General features: G+C 57.2%; 17 protein-coding genes. 10 read left to right on the top strand and 7 right to left on the bottom strand.

Annotated features, from left to right (window positions below; all coding sequences use genetic code 11):
* Window positions 1-135 precede the first annotated feature (135 nt).
* Entirely contained in the window at window positions 136-894 is a 759-nt protein-coding gene (locus tag B3M52_RS03720) for a DeoR/GlpR family transcriptional regulator (RefSeq protein WP_007155657.1), read from the top strand.
* A gap of 199 nt (window positions 895-1093) precedes the next feature.
* Window positions 1094-2623, top strand: a complete 1530-nt coding sequence (glpD, locus tag B3M52_RS03715; RefSeq protein WP_075196276.1) for a glycerol-3-phosphate dehydrogenase — start codon at window positions 1094-1096, stop codon at window positions 2621-2623.
* Window positions 2624-2806: 183 nt separating this feature from the next.
* On the opposite strand, the gene B3M52_RS03710 is transcribed toward glpD, so the two are convergent.
* Window positions 2807-3925, bottom strand: coding sequence for a porin (locus B3M52_RS03710; protein WP_075196277.1), 1119 nt, complete (start codon window positions 3923-3925; stop codon window positions 2807-2809).
* Between the two features lie 407 nt (window positions 3926-4332).
* On the opposite strand from B3M52_RS03710, the gene B3M52_RS03705 reads away from it, so the two are divergent.
* The gene (locus B3M52_RS03705; protein ID WP_083637252.1) at window positions 4333-6087 is read left to right on the top strand and encodes an ABC transporter substrate-binding protein; all 1755 of its coding nucleotides are present in this window, start codon (window positions 4333-4335) and stop codon (window positions 6085-6087) included.
* A 23-nt stretch (window positions 6088-6110) separates the two neighbouring features.
* Here B3M52_RS03705 and B3M52_RS03700 read toward each other — a convergent pair whose 3' ends face one another.
* Window positions 6111-6710 carry a uracil-DNA glycosylase family protein gene (locus B3M52_RS03700; protein WP_041335511.1) on the bottom strand — a complete coding sequence of 200 codons (600 nt, stop codon included), beginning with the start codon at window positions 6708-6710 and terminating at the stop codon, window positions 6111-6113.
* A gap of 122 nt (window positions 6711-6832) precedes the next feature.
* Here B3M52_RS03700 and B3M52_RS03695 point away from each other — a divergent pair, with 122 nt between their 5' ends.
* Window positions 6833-7165 carry a nitroreductase family protein gene (locus B3M52_RS03695; protein WP_075196278.1) on the top strand — a complete coding sequence of 111 codons (333 nt, stop codon included), beginning with the start codon at window positions 6833-6835 and terminating at the stop codon, window positions 7163-7165.
* Between the two features lie 12 nt (window positions 7166-7177).
* On the opposite strand, the gene B3M52_RS03690 is transcribed toward B3M52_RS03695, so the two are convergent.
* Window positions 7178-8143, bottom strand: coding sequence for a glucokinase (locus B3M52_RS03690; protein ID WP_041335516.1), 966 nt, complete (start codon window positions 8141-8143; stop codon window positions 7178-7180).
* On the bottom strand, window positions 8140-9960 hold the full coding sequence (gene edd, locus B3M52_RS03685; RefSeq protein ID WP_075196279.1) for a phosphogluconate dehydratase: 1821 nt from the start codon (window positions 9958-9960) through the stop codon (window positions 8140-8142). The genes B3M52_RS03690 and edd overlap by 4 nt, the downstream gene beginning before the upstream one ends.
* A 168-nt stretch (window positions 9961-10128) precedes the next feature.
* Between edd and gap the strand changes: the two genes are divergently transcribed.
* Complete coding sequence (gene gap / locus B3M52_RS03680; protein WP_036205115.1) at window positions 10129-11136, top strand: type I glyceraldehyde-3-phosphate dehydrogenase; 1008 nt, start codon at window positions 10129-10131, stop codon at window positions 11134-11136.
* 70 nt (window positions 11137-11206) lie between these two features.
* Window positions 11207-12655 (top strand): pyruvate kinase, encoded by a 1449-nt coding sequence (gene pyk / locus B3M52_RS03675; protein ID WP_041335519.1) that lies wholly within the window; start codon window positions 11207-11209, stop codon window positions 12653-12655.
* 453 nt (window positions 12656-13108) lie between these two features.
* Here pyk and B3M52_RS03670 read toward each other — a convergent pair whose 3' ends face one another.
* Genes B3M52_RS03670 through zwf form a run of 3 tightly spaced genes read right to left on the bottom strand, consistent with a single transcriptional unit; the run spans window position 13109 to window position 15975 of the window.
* Window positions 13109-13756, bottom strand: a complete 648-nt coding sequence (locus B3M52_RS03670; protein WP_036205111.1) for a bifunctional 4-hydroxy-2-oxoglutarate aldolase/2-dehydro-3-deoxy-phosphogluconate aldolase — start codon at window positions 13754-13756, stop codon at window positions 13109-13111.
* Between the two features lie 37 nt (window positions 13757-13793).
* Entirely contained in the window at window positions 13794-14507 is a 714-nt protein-coding gene (pgl, locus tag B3M52_RS03665; RefSeq protein ID WP_082040657.1) for a 6-phosphogluconolactonase, read from the bottom strand.
* Complete coding sequence (gene zwf, locus B3M52_RS03660; protein ID WP_041335525.1) at window positions 14500-15975, bottom strand: glucose-6-phosphate dehydrogenase; 1476 nt, start codon at window positions 15973-15975, stop codon at window positions 14500-14502. Before zwf ends, pgl begins: the two co-directional genes overlap by 8 nt.
* A gap of 214 nt (window positions 15976-16189) precedes the next feature.
* On the opposite strand from zwf, the gene B3M52_RS03655 reads away from it, so the two are divergent.
* From B3M52_RS03655 to B3M52_RS03640, 4 genes are all read left to right on the top strand, one after another.
* Window positions 16190-17062, top strand: a complete 873-nt coding sequence (locus B3M52_RS03655; RefSeq protein WP_036205103.1) for a MurR/RpiR family transcriptional regulator — start codon at window positions 16190-16192, stop codon at window positions 17060-17062.
* Between the two features lie 278 nt (window positions 17063-17340).
* Window positions 17341-18666: a carbohydrate porin gene (locus B3M52_RS03650; protein ID WP_036205101.1), complete on the top strand. Its 1326-nt coding sequence runs from the start codon at window positions 17341-17343 to the stop codon at window positions 18664-18666.
* Window positions 18667-18914: 248 nt separating this feature from the next.
* Window positions 18915-22070, top strand: coding sequence for a pullulanase-type alpha-1,6-glucosidase (gene pulA, locus B3M52_RS03645; RefSeq protein WP_083637253.1), 3156 nt, complete (start codon window positions 18915-18917; stop codon window positions 22068-22070).
* Between the two features lie 74 nt (window positions 22071-22144).
* Window positions 22145-22576 carry a hypothetical protein gene (locus B3M52_RS03640; RefSeq protein WP_075196280.1) on the top strand — a complete coding sequence of 144 codons (432 nt, stop codon included), beginning with the start codon at window positions 22145-22147 and terminating at the stop codon, window positions 22574-22576.
* The last annotated feature ends 12 nt before the right edge of the window (window positions 22577-22588 follow it).

Here is a 22588-nt window from a genome sequence, read left to right as displayed (position 1 = left end):
ACTTACCCGCACTTCGCAAGCCTCACACAAGCCCCTAAAAATGCTGCACAAAGGCACAAAACACTCTAAACTGAGTTCAGGTTTGAAATCGCTATTTCGTTCGTTACAGAAAAACCGTGAACCGGAGGAAGTTGAATGGCACAACGACGCCGACAGGACCTGATCATGGAGCTCATCCAGCAGAACGGCTTCGTGACCACCGAGCAACTGGTTGATCAGTTCAAGGTAACGCCGCAAACCATCCGCCGGGATTTGAACGACTTGGCCAGCCAGAAGAAACTGCGCCGACATCACGGCGGCGCCGGCATCGACTCCAGCACGGTGAACACGGCCTACCAGGCTCGCAAAATCATGGACCTGGAAGCCAAGGAGCGCATCGCTGAAGCACTGGTCGACATGATCCCCGACAACTCCTCCATGTTCATCAACATCGGCACCACCACGGAAACCATTGCCAAGGCCCTGCTTGAGAAAAACAACCTCCAGGTAGTCACCAACAACCTTCACGTCGCATCCATTCTTTCCGCCAAGGAAGACTTCCACATCATTATTGCCGGCGGCGAAGTGCGTAACCGCGACGGCGGCATCGTGGGTGAAGCCACTCGGGACTTCATCAACCAGTTCAAGATGGATTTCGGCATTATCGGTATCAGCGGCATCCACAGTGACGGTTCTTTGCTGGACTTCGATTACCGGGAAGTCCGGGTTGCCCAGTCCATCATCGAGAATTCCGGCCAGGTACTGCTGGCCGCGGACCATTCCAAGTTCGGCCGCAACGCCATGGTGCGCCTCGGCAGCATTGCTCAGGCAGATCATGTGTTTACCGATGAACCGCCTCCCGTCGAAATCCGCCAGCTCCTGCGTGAAAACAACGTGGAACTGCACCTGGTCTGACCCCTCCATCGCCGTAACCATCACCCAGTCATAGCCTGGCAGCGTGACTCCCAAAGCCTTCGCCCATCTTTTTTCGTTTTTTTTCTGTATTTTCCTTTACGAATATATTTTGCTTTCGCATAATGTGGGTATACGTTTCTGTGAAAATCGGAAAGAGCGCCGGAAGCGTCCTTTCATTGGCGTCAGGAGATGACTCGAGATGACCGAGGAGAACAATACATTTGACGTTGTCGTTGTGGGCGGTGGCGTCAACGGCACAGGTATCGCCATGGACGCCGCAGGCCGCGGCCTGAAGGTGTTGCTTTGCGAAATGAACGACCTCGCCTCAGCCACCTCGTCCAGCAGCAGCAAGCTGATTCATGGAGGTCTCCGATACCTTGAGCACTACGAGTTCCGCCTGGTACGTGAAGCCCTGGCAGAACGGGAGTCGCTGCTGCGAAATTCGCCACACATCATGTGGCCAATGCGCTTTCGGTTGCCACACCGCCCTCACCTTCGCCCCGCCTGGATGATCCGGACCGGACTGTTCCTTTATGACCATCTGGCCAAGCGAGAGGTCCTTCCTGGGTCGCGCTCCATAAAGTTCGATGAGAAGGATCCGCTCAAGTCGGACATCACCAAAGGTTTTGAGTATTCAGACGGCTGGGTGGATGACGCTCGCCTGGTGGTACTGACCGCAAAGAAAGCTCAGGAGTGCGGCGCCACCATTCTGACCAGAACCAAGTGCATCAACGCCGAGCGCGGCGCCGATTCATGGAACGTCTCGCTTCAGGATATGAATGACGACAGTATCCACCACGTCTCCGCCAAGGTGATCGTGAATGCCTCAGGCCCCTGGGTAAGCCGGCTGTTCAGCGAAAGCCTCGCCATGAAAGCGCCAAAAACCATTCGCATGGTCAAGGGCAGTCATATTGTGGTGCCTCGCCTCAATCGGGAAACCGAGGCCTATATTCTCCAGAACGAGGATGAACGCATTGTGTTCGTCATCCCTTACGAGGACGAGTTTTCCCTGGTAGGCACCACTGATGTGGATTACGAAGGTGACCCGAAAAAAGCGAAAATATCGCCGGAAGAAACCGAATATCTGCTGGATATCGTCAACTCGCACTTTAAACGCCAACTAACGGAAAGCGATGTCGTGTGGTCCTATTCCGGCGTTCGACCTTTAATGGACGACGAAGAGGGAGACGCCAAGAAGGCTTCCCGCGATTACTCGTTTGAGGTCAGCCGGGAAAAGGGCAAGGCGCCGGTCATCTCCGTCTTTGGTGGCAAGATCACCACCTACCGCAAACTTGCGGAAGCTGCGACGGACAAACTCTGCCAGTTTTTCCCCCACGCTCGCGGCCCGTGGACCAAAACAGGCATCCTGCCCGGCGGTGATTTCGAGAATCACGACACTCTCGAGGCAAGCCTGTCAGCCGAATACCCGTGGCTTCCCGAAGCGGTATACAGCCGTTACGTGCGTACTTACGGCACCAAGGCATACGACTTTCTGGGCGACGCAAAATCCATCCAGGATCTGGGATATCGGTTTGCCGGCACACTCTACGAGCGCGAAGTCGAGTATCTTATCAAGCATGAATGGGCGATGACGTCGGAGGACATTCTCTGGCGCCGCACCAAACAGGGGCTCTATGCCACTGAAGACGATGTTCGGGAGCTGGACAGATATCTATCCTCCCAGGCAACCCCGCAACCGCAAACCGTTGCTCTCCACCACAGCGCCTGAATCACTCTCTCAGGCATTTCGCTCCGGCCGGCCTCCCCCGCCCGGAGCTTTTTTGTGCCCCTTTACTGGCAAGCACTCCCCGGTATCCCTGGATACGAAAAAGCCGGATGCCTTACGGCACCCGGCTTTTCCTGCCCCACCCTTCGTCCAGTCAGTAGGGTGTATAAGGCTCTTCCGCTTCTATCAGAACGTCAGCTGTGAGCCAACAATGAACGCATCGTATTCACCCTGACCACCCTCTGTGCCCAGCGTCGTGTACTCGGCCATCAGGGTCAGGGCGTCCGTAGCGGCGTAACGCGCAAACACCATGGTCAGATCCGTATCGTTCGCGCTCGAGTTGATGTCGTCTTCACCCTCGCCGTAGCTGACACCCAATGTGGTGCGGTTGAAGCCGTATGTCGTCTCAACGTACCACTGACTGGCGTCTTCCTCGTTCGGATCCAGGCGAGCGGCAAATACGCCGTTCCCGGTACCGGACGTCATGGAATAGTTACCACGAACATTCAGGTTGCCGAGCGACACCGAACCACCAAAATCGACACCAGACATGGTGTAGTCGTCAAAGGTGCCGGTCTTCGAGTCTACATCCTGAGTAAAGGCACTTGACCACAACGAGAACATATCCGCGGTGTAGACCACGTTGCCCTCAATTCGGGGCGCGCTGTATTCCGCATCAGCTACGCCATCCACCTTGGAGGGGCTGAATACACCCACCTTGAATTGCAGACCACCCAGGCTATTCGAGGTATACATCACACGCGGCGTGAAGTTGGCGTAGAAGTAACCGTTACCAATACGTCCCGCCGTTGCAGCCACCTGGTCCGGGCCGCCGATCAGGCCGACACCCAGGGCACTGCCGTTGTCCCCGATAGCTGGAACACCGAAGATCCCGAAGCCCTTACCAATGTTGACCTGACCGAAATCACCGGCAACCGCGATTTCGGACACGCGGCTGCGGAAATTCGCATTGGCATCACCAGGCGCTATGTCTGCGTTCATCTGGAAGTGACCCGATACTTCCAGGCCATTCTGTGTGGGAGCGTAGATGTTGGTTTGCAGCGTAGCCGGGTTAAAGCCTGTGGTGATGGTAAACGAGTCTTCGTCCGTTGGATCGTCGTAGTTGCCAAGTACCGCGAAGATCGGAATGTGACCATTGAATCCCGCTCTCCAACCGCTGTCGGATTCGAACGTGGTATCAGCATATGCCGGCGCAGCAAACGCTCCGGCAACCATCGCAACCCCGGCCGCCAGCGCAGACAATTTGAAAGACTTAACATTCGCGCAGTTTTTGTTTTCGATCATGATAGCTTCCTATTATTGTTTGAGATTTTCTGGCCTATCAGCACTTCCTCTCGTTGGAACCTGAAATAACCTTTATATCAGTAACTTGATGGGCTACCTCTTGCTAACAGACACTGTCATCTCGAACATTCATTGCGGTTTTCGGCCGCTTTCTGTTTTCGAGACAGAACAAATCTAGCGCGCTAAAGAAAAAATGGAAAGTTTTAGAACATATTTTATCTGAAATTTACGCCCTTTCATGGCGCAAAAAACAACGAAACAATCCATATATTGCTGTTTTTATTGACTTAATTACAGATACAGAAATGTTGATAAATTTTCGTTGACGAACCATAAAACGAACATTACTCTGAATAATGTAGCAAAACCAACAAAACACGTGTAACTAACAACAAGAAAGGTGTTCCATGAGGAAATGGCCAATTGTCGCTGCGACCACCTGTCTGCTGTGCTTCAGCGCAGCCGGTCACGGTTCAGATACGTTTAGTGCGTTGCCGGAAGCACGCAAGCAGGTCATCAATCAGTGGATTTCAGAAAATTTTCAGGCGTCCACGCTATCTACGGAGCAACAGGCAGAAGAGCTTGCCTGGTTTGCACACACCGCCAAGCCGCTGGAAGGCCTTGAGATTTCGGTTCTGTCAGAGAACCTGGCAACGCACCGTTACGAATCCGAAGTACTCGCGAAAGCGTTTTCCGACATTACCGGCATAAAGGTGACTCACGACCTGAAACCGGAAGGCGAGGTCATCCGGCAGGTCAACCTGCAAAGGATCATGGCTGCCAAGGGTCGGTATGACGCCTTCGTCAACGACTCAGACCTGATTGGCACCCACGCGCGCACCGGCTGGGCACTGGCACTGAGTGACTACATGGAAGGCAAGGGGCGCGAGTACACGCTGCCCACGCTGGACCTGAAGGATTTTATTGGCCTGAGCTTCGTGACGGGCCCGGATGGAAAAATCTACCAGTTGCCGGACCAGCAATTCGCCAACCTCTACTGGTTCCGTTACGACTGGTTCCAGCGCCCCGAATTACGCGCAAAGTTCCTGGAGCGCTATGGCTATGAGCTTGGCGTGCCATTGAACTGGTCCGCCTATGAGGATATTGCCGAGTTCTTCACCGTCCATGTGAAGGAGATCGACGGCGAGCCCGTGTACGGCCATATGGACTATGGCAAACGAGATCCGTCACTTGGATGGCGCTTCACCGATGCCTGGCTATCCATGGCGGGCGCTGGCGACCCCGGGCTGCCCAATGGCCTGCCAGTGGATGAATGGGGAATCCGGATGGAGGAATGTCATCCTGTTGGCTCCTCCGTCGAGAGAGGCGGCGCCACCAACGGGCCGGCCGCTGTTTATGCCTTGCAGAAGTACATAGATTGGCTCAGAAGCTACGCGCCACCGGAAGCGCCAGAGATGAACTTTTCCGAGGCTGGTCCCGTTCCCGCTCAGGGCCAGATTGCCCAGCAGATTTTCTGGTATACCGCCTTCACGTCCGACATGACCAAACCCGGGCTCCCCGTGGTCAATGACGACGGTACGCCGAAATGGCGAATGGCACCCTCCCCTTACGGCGCCTATTGGTCGGAAGGCATGAAACTCGGCTATCAGGACGTAGGCGCCTGGACCATTCCCAGAGTGATGAGTGATCGCAGCCAGAAAGCGGCCTGGCTCTACGCCCAGTTCACCGTCTCAAAATCGGTATCACTTCAAAAAACGCTCGTGGGCCTGACGCCAATTCGCGAATCGGACCTGGACTCCCCGGAAATGCAGGCCAGAAGCGCGGAACTGGGCGGGCTGGTGGAGTTCTACCGCAGCCCCGCCCGTGAAGCCTGGACACCGACCGGTGTTAATATCGCCGACTATCCCAAACTGGCCAAACTCTGGTGGCCGAACATCGCCGATGCAATGTCGGGAGAACGCACAGCACAGCAGGCCATGGATAAACTGGCCGAAAGTCAGGACAGGGCGATGGCAGTGATGGAACGCAACTACACAGTCAAAAATTGCCCACCCCGTATCGCATCAGACGACGATGCAAAAGGTCGCGACTGGTGGCTCGCACAACCAGGAGCTCCGAAGCCGAAGCTGAAGAACGAAAAGCCACCGGGGAAAACCATTCGCTACGAGGATCTTCTTGCGCGCTGGGAAGAAGCCCGATAGGTGTACAACAGACACCTGGGAGCTCAGTCGTCCAGAATATCCTTTACCCGGCGGCGCAGCTCGGGAATAACCTCCTGCTCGAACCAGGGATTGCGCCGTAGCCAAAGGTTGTTTCTCGGGCTGGGGTGTGGCAACGGCAACATGGTCGGCCACACCTCCCGCCATTGCCTCACCCGCTCAGTCACCGACGTTTTCGCCCCTGGCAAGTGCCAGGCATGAGCGTACTGTCCAATCACCAACGTCAGCTCCACATGCTCCAGGCGTTCCAGTAGCAGGTCCCGCCAGGCAGGCGCACACTCCGGCCGTGGTGGCAGGTCACCGTTCTTTCCTGTGCCGGGATAACAGAACCCCATGGGCAAGATCGCCAGTTGCTGTTCGTCGTAGAAAGTGTCCCGGTCAATGCCCATCCAGTTACGCAGCCGGTCGCCGCTGGGGTCGTTGAACGGCAATCCGGTATCGTGAACACGGCGCCCGGGCGCCTGCCCCACCACCAGCAAACGCGCTGACTGCGAGATCTGGACCACCGGCCGGGGCCCGAGGGGCAACTGAGCTTCACAGATCCGGCACTGGCGAACGTTCGCCACCAATTCACCAAACGGCATCCGGGAATAAAGACTGGTCATTTGTGCCAACCACTCCAGAAGAATAGGCCATTGCATACACAGCCACTTAACGTAACCATAAAGCCTCAACCCGTTAGCCACAAATCGACGATTCCGAGAACGGCACAAGGACTGCTCCGCCCATGAATGCCAAGTCAGATGTTGACTCCAACGCCACCCTGAATGCGTTTCGCGAGGTTGTTCGCAGCCGGCGTTCAGTACGCCGATTTACCGACGAGCCAGTGCCGGAACACGTGCTGGATGATTGCCTTGAGCTGGCCATGCTGGCGCTGAGGGCCCACGGTTACGATTCATGCCCCATGGAAGGCTTTGACGAATGCCGGGTAAGACGGCTGTTGAAGCTACCGCGAAAGGGCCTGGTGACCATGGTACTGGCGGCGGGGAAACGCTCAGACAAGGGCGTGTATAACCGCCAATACCGCTTTGAGAGGGATACGCTCATTCACTACCTGTGAATGAGCGCCGGACTACACTTCCGGGTTGGCCAGCGCTTCGGCAGCCCCCAATAAACCGGTGTACCCATCCATCACCACGTAAACCGGCGTTGATTCCAGCAGGGGACGCATCCGCCCCTTGTCTTCGAAACCTTTCTGGAACGGGCTTTCCAGGAAGAAATCGATGAACCTGGGGAGAATGCCTCCGCACAGGTAAACACCCCCAGTGCCGCCGAGAGTCAGAACCCCATTGCCGGCAACGCGCCCAAGAATCTCGCAGAAGTGCCGCAAAGTCTGGCGGGCAAGCAGATCAGACTGATCCAACGCGGCGGCGGTTATTTTCTCCGGCGCATCCAGGGGGGCGGCCACGCCCTGTATCTCTGCGTGGGCCTGGTAAAGGTTCAGCAAACCCTGACCACACAGGATACGTTCGACGGAAACGCGACCGAACCGGGCCTTCAGAATCCGCAGGATAGCCATCTCGGTGTCGTCTGTCGGGGCAAAGTCCACGTGACCACCCTCAGTCATCAGCGGCACCCAGCCATGCTGCAACGGAACCAACCCTGACACTCCCAGGCCGGTACCCGGACCGATAACCAGCCGGGGGCGCGCCGCATTGCCCGGGCCGCCGCAAACGTGGACCAGCTTATCGGCACTGACATGGGGAACCCCGAGGGCCATGGCAGTAAAGTCATTGATCACCTTGAACGCGCCCCAACCAAACCGCCTGCGAACCTCCTCGCTGTCGAAACGCCAGTGGTTGTTGGTCATCCGCACCTGGGTGCCCTGGACTGGCGATGCTACCGCAAGACAGACATCCTGCACCTCCCCTACGCCGCAGCGGGCAAGGTAATCAACGATGGCAGCATCAAGATTGTCGTAGTCCCCGCAGGCAAGGACTTCAACAGCCTCCGGGGTAACGTCACCGGAGCGAACGAGAGCAAACCTGGCGTTGGTACCCCCGATGTCTCCTACCAGCGAGTAGTTGTCTTTCGTCATGCGTCGTGATTCCAGAAAAAGCTGGCGCCCTCTTCCGGGTTGCTGGCGGCTTTGCGCATCCAGCCAAACAGCTCCCGGCCCAGGCCGTGATGATAACTGCTCAGGTCCGCTTTTTCTGCCTCGCGGCTGGCAAATTCCTCAGCCGACACCTCAATCTCCAGTGTTCCGGCAACCGCGTCCAGATTGATCACGTCGCCATTGCGCACCCGGCAAAGCTCCCCACCATTCGCCGCTTCCGGATAGACGTGTATGGCTGCCGGCACCTTACCGGACGCTCCGGACATGCGACCATCGGTAACCAGCGCAACCTTATAGCCACGGTCCTGAAGCACACCAAGATACGGCGTCAGCTTGTGCAATTCAGGCATGCCGTTGGCTTTCGGGCCCTGGAACCGGACCACCACAACGCAATCGCGGTTGAGGTCACCCGCATCGAAGGCCGCCTTGAGTTCGTTCTGGTCATTGAACACAACAGCCGGTGCCTTCACTACGCGGTGCTCCTCCGCCACGGCCGACACCTTGATCACGCCACGGCCAAGATTGCCATCCAGAACCCGCAACCCGCCGTCCGGCGCAAAGGGCTCCGCCGCCGTACTCAGCACATCCGGCTTGGCACTTTTCTCAGGCGCCGGCTTCCACACCAGCTTGTCATTCTCCAGTTCCGGCATTCGTGCGTACTGTTCCAGCCCATGCCCCACAACCGTCTCAACGTCATTATGAAGCAGACCGGCACTCAGCAACTCACGGATCAGGAACGGCGTTCCCCCCGCTTCGTGGAAGGCGTTCACGTCTTCCTGGCCGTTGGGATAAATACGCGTCATCGAAGGTACCGCCGATGACAACTCGGAGTAGTCGTTCCAGTCGACAATGATGCCGGCGGCTCGGGCGATGGCGATCCAGTGAATGGTGTGATTGGTGGAGCCACCGGTCACCAGCAGCGCCACCAGCGCATTCACGATACTCTTTTCGTCCACCATGTCGCCCAGACCCAACGAGCCTCCGTGGGGCTTGGACAGCCGGATAACCTGTTCGGTTGCCTCACGGGTCAAGGCTTCACGTAGCGGCGTACCCGGGTTCACGAAGGCCGACCCTGGCAGATGCAGCCCCATTACCTCCACCAGAAGCTGATTACTGTTGGCGGTACCATAGAACGTGCAGGTACCGGGGCTGTGGTAGGACTGGGATTCCGCCTCCAGCAGCTCGTCTTTACCGATCTTGCCCTCGGCGTAGAGCTGGCGAATGCGCTGCTTCTCTTTATTGGGCAGCCCAGACGGCATGGGACCAGCCGGCACCAGAATGGTCGGCAGGTAGCCGAAGCTCAGCGACCCGATCAGCAAACCAGGAACGATTTTGTCGCAGATGCCGAGCAACATGGTGGCATCGAACATATTATGACTCAGGGCGACCGACGTACTCATGGCGATGGTGTCGCGTGAAAAAAGGCTCAGCTCCATGCCCGGCTGGCCCTGGGTCACACCGTCACACATGGCCGGGGTGCCACCGGCAAACTGCGCCACCGAGCCCATTCCGTTGGCCGCCTTGCGAATCACGTCCGGAAAGTCCTGATAAGGCTGGTGGGCCGACAACATGTCGTTGTAGGCGGAGACAATGGCCACATTGGCCTTGTTCATGAATTTGAGGGTATCTTTATCGGACTGGTTACAGGCGGCAAAGCCATGAGCCAGGTTGCCGCAGGACAGCGTGCTGCGCTGGGGTGACTGGGCTTTGAGCTCGCCCATCCTGTCCAGATAATCCTGCCGGGTAGCGCGACTGCGCTCGATGATCCGCTTGGTAACCGCGTCTACGGTCGGGTGCATAGTGGGTCTCCTGAAACTTGTTATCTAATTACTTTTTTATTCCCGTAAGTTTACTTTCTTTTTTTGCTACTTTCACCCGCCAGTCATTCATTTTTCCATTATTTGTTGTTATATTTACTACATCAGAAACTGAAACGAACAATAAACAAACAAATCTGGAGCCAGAACATGACTATTCGTATCGCAATTAACGGCTTTGGTCGCATTGGCCGCAATGTTCTCCGCGCACTTTATGAAAACGACTACCGAAATGAGCTTCAGGTGGTTGCCATCAACGACCTGGGAGACGCGGAAACCAACGCTCACCTACTCAAATACGACAGCGTTCACGGTCGCTTCAACGGCATTGTGAACCACGATGCCGAATCACTCTCCGTCAACGGTGACCGCATCGCCATCACCGCCATCCGTAACCCCGAAGAACTGCCGTGGAAAGACTACCATGTGGATGTGGTCTTCGAGTGCACTGGCCTGTTTACCGCCCGTGACAAGGCAGAGGGTCACCTCAAAGCCGGCGCACGCAAAGTCATTATCTCAGCCCCCTCTTCTGACGCCGACGCGATGGTTGTCTACGGGGTCAACGACGACGTTCTGACCGCCGAACACAACATCATCTCCAACGCCTCCTGCACCACCAACTGCCTGGCACCGGTTGTTGAAGCATTGCACAGGAAAATTGGCATTGAGAGTGGCCTGATGACCACGATCCACTCGTACACCAATGACCAGAAACTGAGCGACGTCTACCACTCTGACCTGTATCGCGCGCGCTCGGCCACCCAGTCCATGATCCCGACAAAAACCGGTGCAGCCGCAGCCATTGGCAAGGTGATCCCGGAACTGTCCGGAAAACTTGACGGACTGGCCGTGCGGGTTCCTACTATCAACGTTTCCCTGGTGGATTTCGGCTTCATCGCCAGCCGCGACACCACCGTGGAAGAAATCAACGAGGTCGTGAAAGCTGCAGCGGAAAACAACCCGGTCCTTGGCTACAACGCAGAGAAACTGGTTAGTGTGGACTTCAACCACAACGCCCTGTCCAGCATTTTCGACGCCAATCACACACGGGCCATGGGCCGTCACGCGAAAGTCATGGCCTGGTACGACAATGAATGGGGCTTCTCCAACCGGATGCTCGACAACGCTGTTGCACTGATGAAAAAGGCGAGCCAGTAACTCTGCTCACCTGCCATTTCGTCCAGCACAACCGGAAAGCTTCACTGAAAAACAAAAGGAAACTGGAACCATGTTAAGGCGCACCAAGATCGTCGCCACTCTCGGCCCCGCCACCGATTCACCGGAATCACTGTCAGCTATTATTGCTGCAGGTGTTGATGTTACGAGATTGAATTTTTCCCACGGCAGTGCGGAAGACCACATCCAACGCGCCCTGCGGGTGCGGGAATCTGCCGCCGCCAACGGCCGGTTTGTCGCCCTGCTCGCCGACCTCCAGGGGCCAAAACTTCGTATCGCGCGCTTCGCGGAAAACAAGGTGACCCTCAAGGCCGGCCAGCAGTTTATCCTGGACGCCAGCATGGACAAGGAAGCCGGCAATGAAGAGCGCGTCGGCATTGACTACGAGCAACTGATTGAAGACGTCAAGCCAGGCGACATCCTGGTACTGGACGACGGCCGCATCGAGATGGAAGTCGAGTCCGTTGACGGCACCAGCATCTCCTCCCGCGTTCTTATCGGCGGCCCCCTGTCCAACAACAAGGGCCTCAACAAGCGCGGCGGCGGCCTCTCCGCCGAAGCCCTGACCGAGAAAGACAAGCAGGACATCAAAACCGCCGCCCGCCTGGGCGCCGATTATGTCGCGGTGTCGTTTGTACGCACCGCCGAAGACATGCACGTTGCCCGCCGCCTGCTGAAGGAAGCTGGCTCGGAAGCACGCCTGGTTGCCAAGATTGAACGCGCGGAACTGGCCCACGATAACGCCGCCCTGGATGCGGTCATCGATGCGTCGGACGCGGTTATGGTGGCCAGGGGCGACCTAGCTGTTGAGATTGGCGACGCCGAGCTGGTGGGCGTTCAGAAGCACATCATCAACCGCGCCCGCGCCCTGAACACGGTGGTGATTACCGCCACCCAGATGATGGAGTCGATGATCGAAAACCCGATGCCGACCCGGGCGGAGGTTTCCGACGTGGCGAACGCGGTGATGGACTACACCGACGCGGTCATGCTGTCTGCAGAAACGGCGGTCGGCGACTACCCCACGGAAGCGGTGGAAGCCATGGTGCGAATTTGCATGGGCGCAGAAAAGCATCCGTCGATGCATCAGTCCAAGCACCGCATTCATGAAAGCATGGAGCATGTGGATGAGGCGATCGCCCTGTCTGCCATGTACGCGGCCAATCACCTGGATGGTGTGACGTCGATTATCTGCATGTCGGAAACCGGTGCCACTCCCCTGCTGATGTCGCGCATCAAATCCAGCCTTCCGATTTTCGCCTTCTCGCGCAATCACTCTACTCAACATCGGGTAACGATGTTCCGTGGTGTACAGACGGTGCCTTTTGATTCGGCGACGATTCCGCCCGAGCAGACAAACTCGCGCGCGGTGGCTGAGCTGGTTCGGATGGGGGCCGTCAAAGAGGGTGACCTGGTGGTGATTACCAAGGGCGATTATGTGAATGCCCAGGGCGGCACGAACACTATGAAGATTGTTCGTGTTGGGGCTGATATTCGCTAGACGGGAATTGGGAGGTGTCGTCTTTTGTAGCCTGATGGTTTTGGTGCCTTGAGGCTGCGGGGCGGGGCTTCCCAAAACCGCTACGAGCACATCCATGTGCGCTTGAAATTGGCCATCCCTGGCCAATTACATTTTGGGAAGCCCCGCCCCGCAGCCTCTTGTTTGAACTAACCAGTTATCGCCAGACAGCACTTTTAGCGTTCGTGTTATTCGTGCCGAATCTTATATCTGCTTAAAACACTTGCCGTATCCACACCTTATACATGACCAAAGCACCGAAAGAGCTATCTTAAGAGTCAGAACAAGCGGTTGGTGGCAGGGCCGTTCGGGAATGTAATTGGCCATGGATGGCCAATTCCAAGCGCACATGGATGTGCTCGTAGCGTTTCCCGAACGGCCCTGCCACCAACCGCGAATACCCCAACCTCTCAGGCTACAGACCGAGAACAGAGCTCACAGGTCACCAAGACTCCCGCGAACAATCTCAGAAATCTGCCCCCAGTCACCGGAAGCAACGGCATCACCAGGGGTCAACCAGGTACCACCAACGGCCGAGACGTTCTTAAGGGCCAGATAGTCCTTGGCAGTGTTGCGGCGGATACCGCCGGTCGGGCAGAAGGTAACGTCCGGGAAAGGACCAGAGAACGCCTTCAGGGCGGGGATGCCGCCGGCGACTTCGGCCGGGAAGAACTTGAATTCGCGGTAGCCCAGGTTGTAGCCCACCATCAGCTCCGAAATCGTTGAAATGCCCGGCAGCAACGGCGCTTCCGAAGTCACACCGAACTCCAGAATGGCCTCGGTGACACCCGGCGTGATCACGAACTGGGCGCCGGCGGCTTCAACCTGCCGGTACTGGGCAATGCTGGTGACCGTGCCCGCCCCAACCCAGGCATCCGGGATCGCTTTTCGTACCTGCTCAATGGCCTTCACGCCATGAGGGGTACGCAAGGTGATTTCCAGTACTCGAATGCCACCATCAACCAAAGCCTGACACAGTGGCAGCGCTTCGTCCGGGTGGTTAATGGTAATCACCGGAACAAGCGGGGAAGCGTTCAAGACCGCCTGGACGCGCTCGCGGTGGAAGTCAGACAATTGGTTCATACATATCTCCGGTATAACAAATCTCGGGCGAACAGCCTTAAGCGCTCCAGTAAACCTGCAGCCCCGGTTTCAGGAAAGCGCGGATGGGCATTTCGCGGATGTTTTCGATATCGCTGCAGGCACCCTGCAGGGTTTCCAGCTTGTCGTCCCCCTTCAGGTGCAATGCCGTAAAACCCGCACGGCTCAGGGCACGCAGCGTCAGCGTAATGCGCTTCTGGGGCTGGGAAGGTGGCGTCATGGGGGCCACGATGGCGGTCGAATCCGTATCAAGGGCTTGATCCAACTCCGGCGCATCTGGAAACAATGACGCCGTATGGCCGTCGTTGCCCATACCCAGGATCAGCACATCCAGCGGAAGATGGAGCTCCTCAAGGGCTGTTTCCGCGGCCGCCAAGCCGTCAGCCGGCGTGTCGCCTGGCTGCTTGAGGGACAGGTACCGGGCTTCCGAGGCAGGGCCTTGTAACAGACTTTCCCGCACCAGGCGGGTATTGCTGTCGTTATCGTCTTCGGAGACCCAGCGCTCGTCCGCCAGCAGCACGTCAATGCGCGCCCAATCCAACGGCTTCTCCCGCAAGGCCTCGAAAAATGGCAGCGGGGTTGAGCCGCCAGACACCGCCAGACTGGCGCGGGGTGCAATCAGCAGCCGTTCCGAGAGGTGTTTTGCGACTGCATCCGCCAGCGCAACCGCCGTATCACCAGGGGTGTCGAAAAAATACGCATCCACTGACTCCGGCAGATTCAGGTCATGCATCTTCATACCAGCTCCTTCCGTCACGGGTAATCATGGCGATGGAGGCAACCGGGCCCCAGGTACCTGCGGCGTAACGTTTTGGCGGCACGCCACTGTCGTCCCAATTGCGCATGATCTGGTCAACCCATTGCCAGGCGTGTTCCACTTCGTCGCGACGGACGAACAGATACTGATTGCCTTTCATGACCTCCCAGAGCAGGCGCTCGTAGGCGTCCGGGATACGATCGGTTTCGAAGGTTTCCGAGAACGTCAGTTCCAGAGGCCCCTGGCGCAGGCGCATACCTTTATCCAGACCCTGGTCCTTGGTCAGAATTTGCAGGGACATGCCCTCGTCCGGCTGCAAGCGGATGATGAGTTTATTGTTCGCCAGGTGCTTCTGATCCGGATCAAAGATGTAGTGTGGCGCCGGCTTGAAGTGAATGATGATCTGCGACAGCTTCTCCGGCAGGCGCTTACCCGTACGGATGTAGAACGGTACGCCAGACCAGCGCCAGTTATCGATCTCGGCTTTCAGGGCCACAAAGGTTTCGGTCTTGCTGCCGCGCGCCGCGCCCTCTTCCTCCAGATAGCCCGGCACGGGCTTTCCGCCACTGGTGCCAGCGGTGTACTGCCCGCGCACCACATGGGTATCCATCATGTCCGGAGTGATGCGGCGCATCGCCTTCAGCACTTTCACTTTCTCATTGCGGATACTGTCTGCAGACAGGTCCGACGGTGGATCCATGGCGATCAGGCACAGGAGTTGAAGAAGGTGGTTCTGCACCATATCGCGAACCTGACCGGCTTTGTCGAAATAGCCCCATCGGCCTTCGATACCTACACTCTCAGCCACGGATATCTCGACGTGGGAAATATGATTCTGGTCCCACTGCGAGGCAAAGAGGTTGTTGGCAAATCGCAGCGCGATCAGGTTCTGGACCGTTTCCTTACCCAGATAATGGTCGATACGGAACAATTGGTTTTCGTTGTAGACTTCGCCCAACTCATCGTTGATGACCTTGGACGACTCCAGGTCGTGACCGATTGGCTTTTCGACAACCACCCGGGTGTTGTGATCACAGCAGTTGTTTGCCCTGAGGTTACGCGAAATCTCGCCGTACATGGCTGGTGGTGTCGCCATGTAGACAATCAGGTTGCTGGGTTCAGTGCTGCGCCAGTCGTTGAGGGCACCGTAGCCATCAGGGTTGGCAAAATCGAGGAACTGGTAATCCACGCGCCGCAGGAACTGCTCAGCCACCTCGGCGTCAAATTCGACTTTCTTGACGTGCTCTTTCAACTTGCCAAGAAGGATCTTGCGAACCTCGCTGCTGTCTGCCTTGTTTCTCGCGATTGCTAAAATACGAGTGCCCTTATGGAGCAGCCCCGCACGCTCAAGCTGATACAGCGCGGGAAACAGTTTGCGTTGCGCCAGGTCACCAAGCGCACCAAACATCATCAGGTCACAGCGGGTATTTATCGGATCAGCCATCGGTTCCTTCTCTCTTTGTTTTCATGCAGCAGCGCACTACTGCACGACTCGAGGCATCAATGTAGTAATTTTATGCAAATAATGACACCAAATATGACGTTTTCCAAGGATATTTTCGAATTAATGACACTTTTACTACCACAAACCTCCCAAAAACACGCTATAATCAGCGCGGATTTTCACAAGAACGCCGATGATTCAGGGAGTATCCCAAATGGCTGCGAACCAGGCGCAACGCGATGACAACCTGCTCGAAGATATCCAGCTAAGACTGGACACGCTCAATAAATCGGAGCGCAAGGTTGCCGAAGCGATTCTTCGCGACCCAAGTGCCGCCACCCGATACAGCATTGCCGCTCTGGCAAGGGCAGCAGACGTCAGTGAGCCAACCGTTAATCGTTTCTGTCGCGGCTTTTCAGCCACCGGCTTTCCTGATTTTAAAATACGCCTGGCCCAGAGCATTGCCACTGGCACACCGTATATTGGCCAGAATGTGGAACCCGACGACACTGTCGCAGAGTTCTCCGACAAGATCATGCTCAGCACCATCGCCAGCCTGGACAAGGCACGTCAGGCCCTTGACCCAAAAGCACTGGCGTCGGCTATCGACTATCTGATCCAGGCCAAGCAGATCAACTTCTTCGGCATGGGCGGCTCCGCACCCGTTGCCATGGATGCCCAGCATAAGTTCTTTCGTTTCAATATCCCGGTCATGTCGTACGATGACGCCCTGATGCAGCGCATGGTTGCCGCGGGGGCCACCAAGGGCGATGTCATCGTGCTGATTTCCTACACCGGGCGCACCCGCGAAACCGTCGAGATTGCGCAGCATGCGCGCACCAACGGCGCTACCGTTATTGGCATCACCATGCCCGGTTCTCCGCTGGCGGAGGTCTGCACCGTGGTCATCGAGGTAACCGCGCCGGAAGACACTGAGGTTTATATGCCGATGTCCTCCCGCATTATTCACCTGACGGTGATCGATATCCTCGCGACCGGCGTGACTCTCAAGCGCGGTGCAGACTTCCTGGGCCACCTTAAAAAAATCAAGGAAAGCCTGAAACCAACTCGCTTCCCGACGACCTGAGCACCACACAGTCTAAAGGTAGCAAAACCACTGATTTAGCATCTCATCCCTCTACGCCCCCCCTCCCCCTGAAAACTCACCCCCCTTTTTCTTCAGGGCGGAGGATGCACTACCCCACCCGTTACAGGACTATGAAATCCGGTTTCCCAATGTCTGATTGGCAGAAGCTGCAATCAAGGGAACCGGAGGCCTGTTCCGGAACTGACTGTCCACGACACGATGTCGGAACTTCCGCTTCCCTGACATTCAAAAAAGACAAAAAGCACAGGATGCAGATGATGCAAAACAATAAGCGCTTTTTCCCGAACAAACTCCCGCTTGCGGCTGCGGTCACAGCTGCCATCATGGCTACGCCCGCCATCGCCGTTGAGTTCCACGGTTACGCCCGCTCAGGCCTTTCCACCAACACCAGCAGTGGCGGGGAACAAACCTGTTTCGGTAGCGGTGCCAACGGCCACTTTGTCGGACGCCTTGCAGACGAATGCGACACTTATGCGGAACTGGCCTTTGGTGACCAGCTCTTCAGCCAGGACGGTAAAACGTTCCGCTTCGACTCCATGGTCTCCTACGAAGCCATCAACCAGGGTAACGACTACCAGGCATTTGACGGCGCCGACGATGTCAACGGCGTCGATTTTGCCGGTGAGGAAACCACTCGCAACAACGGCAACCCCTATAGCGGCGGCGAAGTAGCGGTGCGTCAGCTTTACGTGTCCGGCACCAACGTCATCGAATCTCTGCCTGGCGCCACGCTCTGGGCTGGCAAGCGCTACTACAAGCGTCACGACGTGCACCAGCTGGACCTGTACTATATTAACAACTCCGGCTACGGTGCCGGCGTTGAAAACATTCAGGCCGGTGCTGGCCAGTTCTCCGCTGCATGGATCAACTTTGACAAGCAGGAAAGCGACACCATCGTTCAGAACAACAAGCTGGACCTGCGCTACGCCTTCCCGGTTGGCGAAAGCACGCTGACACTGGCGGGCATCTATGGCATGGCCGACCTGACCGATGAGCAGGAAGCGGCCGACATCATGGACGAGGATGGTTTCTTTGGTACCGTTGAGCTTGCGACGGGCTTTATGGGCGGCTTTAACAAGTTCGTCCTGCAGTATGCGACCGACTCACTGGGCGAAGCAGCATTCAATAACCAGGGTGGCAATTCAAGCCTCAATGGGCCCTACTACCCCGGTACGCTTGAGAAGAGCTGGCGGGTTCTGAACCATGGTGTAATCAAACTCGGTGGCCCGTGGGAGCTTGGCTACTCCGCCCTGTATTCCAAAGGTGAAACCTACGGCCCGATCAATGAAGAAGAACCCACCCGCCTGAGCGTTGTTGCTCGCCCGATCTACAACTGGAACTCCGTGACCAGCACGGCTCTGGAAATTGGCTACGAGGACGTGCACCAGCCCTATAACGACGAAGAGACCGATCTGCAGAAGGTAGCCATTGCGCAGCAGTGGAGTGCCGGTCCCGGTTACTGGGCACGCCCGGTGATCCGCGCCTACGCCGCAGCGTTCTTTGGCGATCAGGCGGAAGCCGCTCGCAGTGAGGGCATCGATGGCGACATCCAGATCGGTGCCCAGATCGAAACCTGGTGGTAAGGCTCTAAACCCCACACACTCTCGTTGGACCTCCTTGGGCCGGCTTTTCAGCCGGCCCTTTTTTGTACGCACCACTCCTCTATTCTCTACTCCCCATACGCCCCTCAGACTACGCCCGCAAAAGTCCGTTGCCGAAGGATGTGTGGCCGAGCTCTTCGCGCAACCATGATCCTGCAACGTTTGCGTACAGGTTCTGCCGGTTCGCAAGCAACATCCCAAACAACAACAATGGAAAAAGGATACGCGTTATGCCTGACCATAAACTGGTTGCAGGCGGCTGGGCCTTGGCTTTGTCCCTGGCTCTTGTCGGTTGCAACTCCGGTAGCAACAGCTCATCTTCAGACTCCGGCGACGGCGGAGGCGGGGACTCAACCGCCCTGCTGGAACCCGGCGACAACGAAGCCATCCTCTATTACAAACGCCCCGCCGGCGACTACGACGGCTGGGGGCTCCATCTCTGGAACGACACCGCAGCCGGTTGCGATGGCCTGGCGGAAGGCGTGCCGACCGAGTGGACCGACCCACACACCTCCAGTGGTGTGAACGACACCTACGGCGCCTATTACATCATTCCCATGCGCGATGGCGGAGACTGCATGAACTTCATCATGCACAAGGGTGATGAGAAAGACCTGGGTGACAATGATAAACGCTGGCATTTTGGCGCCCTGGGCAATCGGATCTTCACGATCAGCGGCAGTCAGTTGCTCTCCCCCGACCCGATCGAAGCCGAGGAACTGGCCGTCGACGGCGCCAAGGCACACTGGCTGGATGCCAATACGCTTGTTTTTGCCGACACCGCCTCGGCAACCCGAGTCGAACTTCGATATGACGCTGGCGCCGGCATCACTGTCGATGACTCCGATAAAACTCTGAACGGGGGCACCGCTATTGAGCTGAGCGCAACCACCCTCTCGCCAGATCTGAAAGAGGCATTCCCCCATCTTGCGGGCTGGCCGGCCTATAGCGTGGACACAGACAGTCAGACCAAAATGGACGCTTTGCGCGGCCAACTGATTGCCGGCGCCTACAATGGCAATGATGAGCTGATATCGGCTACCCGCCTTCAGATCCCGGGTGTGCTCGACGATCTCTATGCCTATGACGGCACTCTGGGCGCTACCGTTAGCGGCGCCGATACCGGGTTTGCAGTTTGGGCCCCAACCGCCCAGAGCATGCGCCTGCACGTGTTCAATGCCGACGGCAGCATGGTGAGCGGCTATCCGGTAGACATGACCCGGGATAACGGTGTCTGGAGGCATACCGGCAACACCACCGATGTCGACCGTAAGTTCTACCAGTATGAAGTGACGGTCTACCACCCCCGTACCGATGCCATCGAAACCACTATGACATCGGACCCCTATGCCCTGAGCCTTTCCGAAAATGGGGTGTATGCGCAGGTCGTCGACCTGGCTGACAGCGACTTGAAACCGGCCAACTGGGACAGCCTGACCCCACCGACAGTGCAGGCACCCGAGGATGTCGTGGTGTATGAAACCCATATTCGCGATTTCAGCGCCACCGACGAAACCGTTGCAGCGGCCAATCGGGGCAAGTACGCCGCCTTTACGGAATCCACCAGCGATGGCGTCACCCACTTGGAAAGCCTGGCGAACGCTGGCATCACCCACCTCCACCTGCTGCCGTCCTTCGATATCGCAACGATCAACGAAGACCCGGCCGAGGTGGTCAATATCGACGACGACTTCAGCAAACTGTGCGACCTGTCTGACGAAGCCGCAGCGAACTATGCGGACCTCTGCGGCAGTGGCGACACCATCCGCACGGTCCTTGCATCCTTCGACCCTGCAACCGGCGATGCCCAGGCGCTGTATGGCACTTTTCGTGGCCTCGACAGCTTCAACTGGGGCTATGACCCGGTGCACTACACCGTTCCCGAGGGCAGCTATGCCTCTGATGCCAACGGCGTGGCCCGGATACGGGAATTCCGTGAAATGGTGCAGTCCGCCACCAATCTGGGCCTGAACGTGGTCCTGGATGTGGTCTACAACCACACCAACGCCTCCGGGCTTGCCGAAAAGTCGGTTCTCGACAAACTGGTCCCCGGCTACTACCACCGCCAGAACCCCGAAACCGGCGTTGTTGAGCAGTCAACCTGCTGTGAAAACACCGCGTCCGAGCACCGGATGATGGAAAAGCTGATGATCGACTCCCTGGTCACCTGGGCGTCGGAGTACGGCATTTCCGGATTCCGCTTTGACCTGATGGGGCATCACATGCTGTCGAACATGGAAAAGGCACTGGATGCCGTAACTGCGGTCGATCCAGACACCTACTTCTACGGTGAGGGCTGGAACTTCGGTGAAGTCGCCAATAATGCGCGTGGCGTCAACGCCATCCAGCCGAACATGGCCGGAACGGGCATCGGCTCCTTCAACGATCGCCTGCGTGACGCCGTACGTGGTGGCGGCCCCTTCGATGGCGGTGACGCACTGCGCGCCAACCAGGGCTTCAGCAATGGTCTGTTCAGCATCCCCAACGACCGAAACAGCGGCAGTGACGCTGAGAAAACCCGCCTGCTGCAGATCAGCGACTGGATCCGCGTCGGCATTGCCGGCAGCCTGAGCAACTATTCGCTGGTCACCGCCGATGGCACCACCAGAACCGGCGCGGAGATCGATTACAACGGTCAGAGTGCCGGGTATACCAGCGACCCCCAGGAAATCATCAACTACGTCTCCAAGCACGACAACCAGACGCTCTGGGACAACAACCAGTACAAGGCGGATTTCGCCGCCACGCTTCAGGAACGTGCCCAGATGCAGGTGGTGGGGCTTTCCGTCCCCATCCTCAGCCAGGGCATTCCCTTCATCCATATGGGTTCGGAATTGCTGCGTTCCAAATCCATGGAAAGGGACAGTTACGATTCCGGCGACTGGTTTAATGAAGTCGACTTCAGTTACCAGGAAACCGCCTGGAATCGTGGCCTGCCCCGTCAGGACAAAGACGGCGCGAACTGGGACCTGATCACCGAGATTATCGGCCAGTTCCCGGCCGGCCCAACGCCAAGCGAGATCGACTACACCCGCAAGCAGGTCGAGAAGTTGCTGACCGTTCGTAGCGGAAGCGAGCTTTTCCGTCTACGCACCGCTGAACAGGTCAGTGAGCGGCTGGCGTTCCACAACACCGGTCCCAGCCAGGTACCCGGCGTGATTGCCTTCAGCCTGGACGATGGCCCCGACAACGGCCTGACCGATCTGGACAGCGACGTGGATCAGGTCGTCGTGGTGATCAACAGCACAGGGACCCAACAGGCACTGGACACCAGCCTTAGTGAGGCCTTCTCCGTGATGGCGGACACCTCCCCGGAACAGACCGCTGCGGCAGCGAACGGCACCTTCACGGTACCGGCCCTGTCAGTGGCTGTATTCAATCGATAAGGCCGCTGACAACGGCCCTGGCGGCCCCATGGAAGAACAGACCCATGGGGCCAGCAACCATAAAGGAGACAATCATGAACAGGAAACTCACAACGCTGGCTTTGGCCTCGGTTATGGCCATCACAGCCGGTTGCGCCACCACCGGTGGTGAACGCGATTACAGCAAATCCCTGTATCTACGTGGGCAATTTGCCTGGTGGGATGCACTGCCGGAATACAAGGTCAAGAAAGTGGACAACGGGCTCTATCGCACGGAAGTGGAACTCAAGGCTGACGGGCAACCCTACGAGTTCAAGTTTGGTGATGCCAACTGGACGTCAGGCACCAATTGCGGCTATCTGTCGGAAGAAGACAAGGATGTTCAGCTGAACAAACCGGTAAAGACTAATTGCTCCGCGGTCTTCGAAAACTTCCGCTTTACCCCGCCCGAGACTGGTACCTATGGGTTTTACTTCGATGTACGCGGGGAGACCCCCGAAATCTACATCGACGAAGCCATCGAGTAGGAGGGGGAGTTA

Source organism: Marinobacter sp. UBA2688 (assembly GCF_002352785.1).
In the GTDB taxonomy this organism is placed as follows: domain Bacteria; phylum Pseudomonadota; class Gammaproteobacteria; order Pseudomonadales; family Oleiphilaceae; genus Marinobacter; species Marinobacter salarius.
Note: the sequence above shows the minus strand (reverse complement) of the source record. Positions and strands in the feature narration are given on the sequence as shown.

Coding starts and splice junctions, on each gene's coding strand:
- B3M52_RS03720 (WP_007155657.1), top strand. CDS start 136: ATGGCACAACGACGCCGACAGGACCTGATCATGGAGCTCATCCAGCAG.
- glpD (WP_075196276.1), top strand. CDS start 1,094: ATGACCGAGGAGAACAATACATTTGACGTTGTCGTTGTGGGCGGTGGC.
- B3M52_RS03710 (WP_075196277.1), bottom strand. CDS start 3,925: ATGATCGAAAACAAAAACTGCGCGAATGTTAAGTCTTTCAAATTGTCT.
- B3M52_RS03705 (WP_083637252.1), top strand. CDS start 4,333: ATGAGGAAATGGCCAATTGTCGCTGCGACCACCTGTCTGCTGTGCTTC.
- B3M52_RS03700 (WP_041335511.1), bottom strand. CDS start 6,710: ATGACCAGTCTTTATTCCCGGATGCCGTTTGGTGAATTGGTGGCGAAC.
- B3M52_RS03695 (WP_075196278.1), top strand. CDS start 6,833: ATGAATGCCAAGTCAGATGTTGACTCCAACGCCACCCTGAATGCGTTT.
- B3M52_RS03690 (WP_041335516.1), bottom strand. CDS start 8,143: ATGACGAAAGACAACTACTCGCTGGTAGGAGACATCGGGGGTACCAAC.
- edd (WP_075196279.1), bottom strand. CDS start 9,960: ATGCACCCGACCGTAGACGCGGTTACCAAGCGGATCATCGAGCGCAGT.
- gap (WP_036205115.1), top strand. CDS start 10,129: ATGACTATTCGTATCGCAATTAACGGCTTTGGTCGCATTGGCCGCAAT.
- pyk (WP_041335519.1), top strand. CDS start 11,207: ATGTTAAGGCGCACCAAGATCGTCGCCACTCTCGGCCCCGCCACCGAT.
- B3M52_RS03670 (WP_036205111.1), bottom strand. CDS start 13,756: ATGAACCAATTGTCTGACTTCCACCGCGAGCGCGTCCAGGCGGTCTTG.
- pgl (WP_082040657.1), bottom strand. CDS start 14,507: ATGCATGACCTGAATCTGCCGGAGTCAGTGGATGCGTATTTTTTCGAC.
- zwf (WP_041335525.1), bottom strand. CDS start 15,975: ATGGCTGATCCGATAAATACCCGCTGTGACCTGATGATGTTTGGTGCG.
- B3M52_RS03655 (WP_036205103.1), top strand. CDS start 16,190: ATGGCTGCGAACCAGGCGCAACGCGATGACAACCTGCTCGAAGATATC.
- B3M52_RS03650 (WP_036205101.1), top strand. CDS start 17,341: ATGCAAAACAATAAGCGCTTTTTCCCGAACAAACTCCCGCTTGCGGCT.
- pulA (WP_083637253.1), top strand. CDS start 18,915: ATGCCTGACCATAAACTGGTTGCAGGCGGCTGGGCCTTGGCTTTGTCC.
- B3M52_RS03640 (WP_075196280.1), top strand. CDS start 22,145: ATGAACAGGAAACTCACAACGCTGGCTTTGGCCTCGGTTATGGCCATC.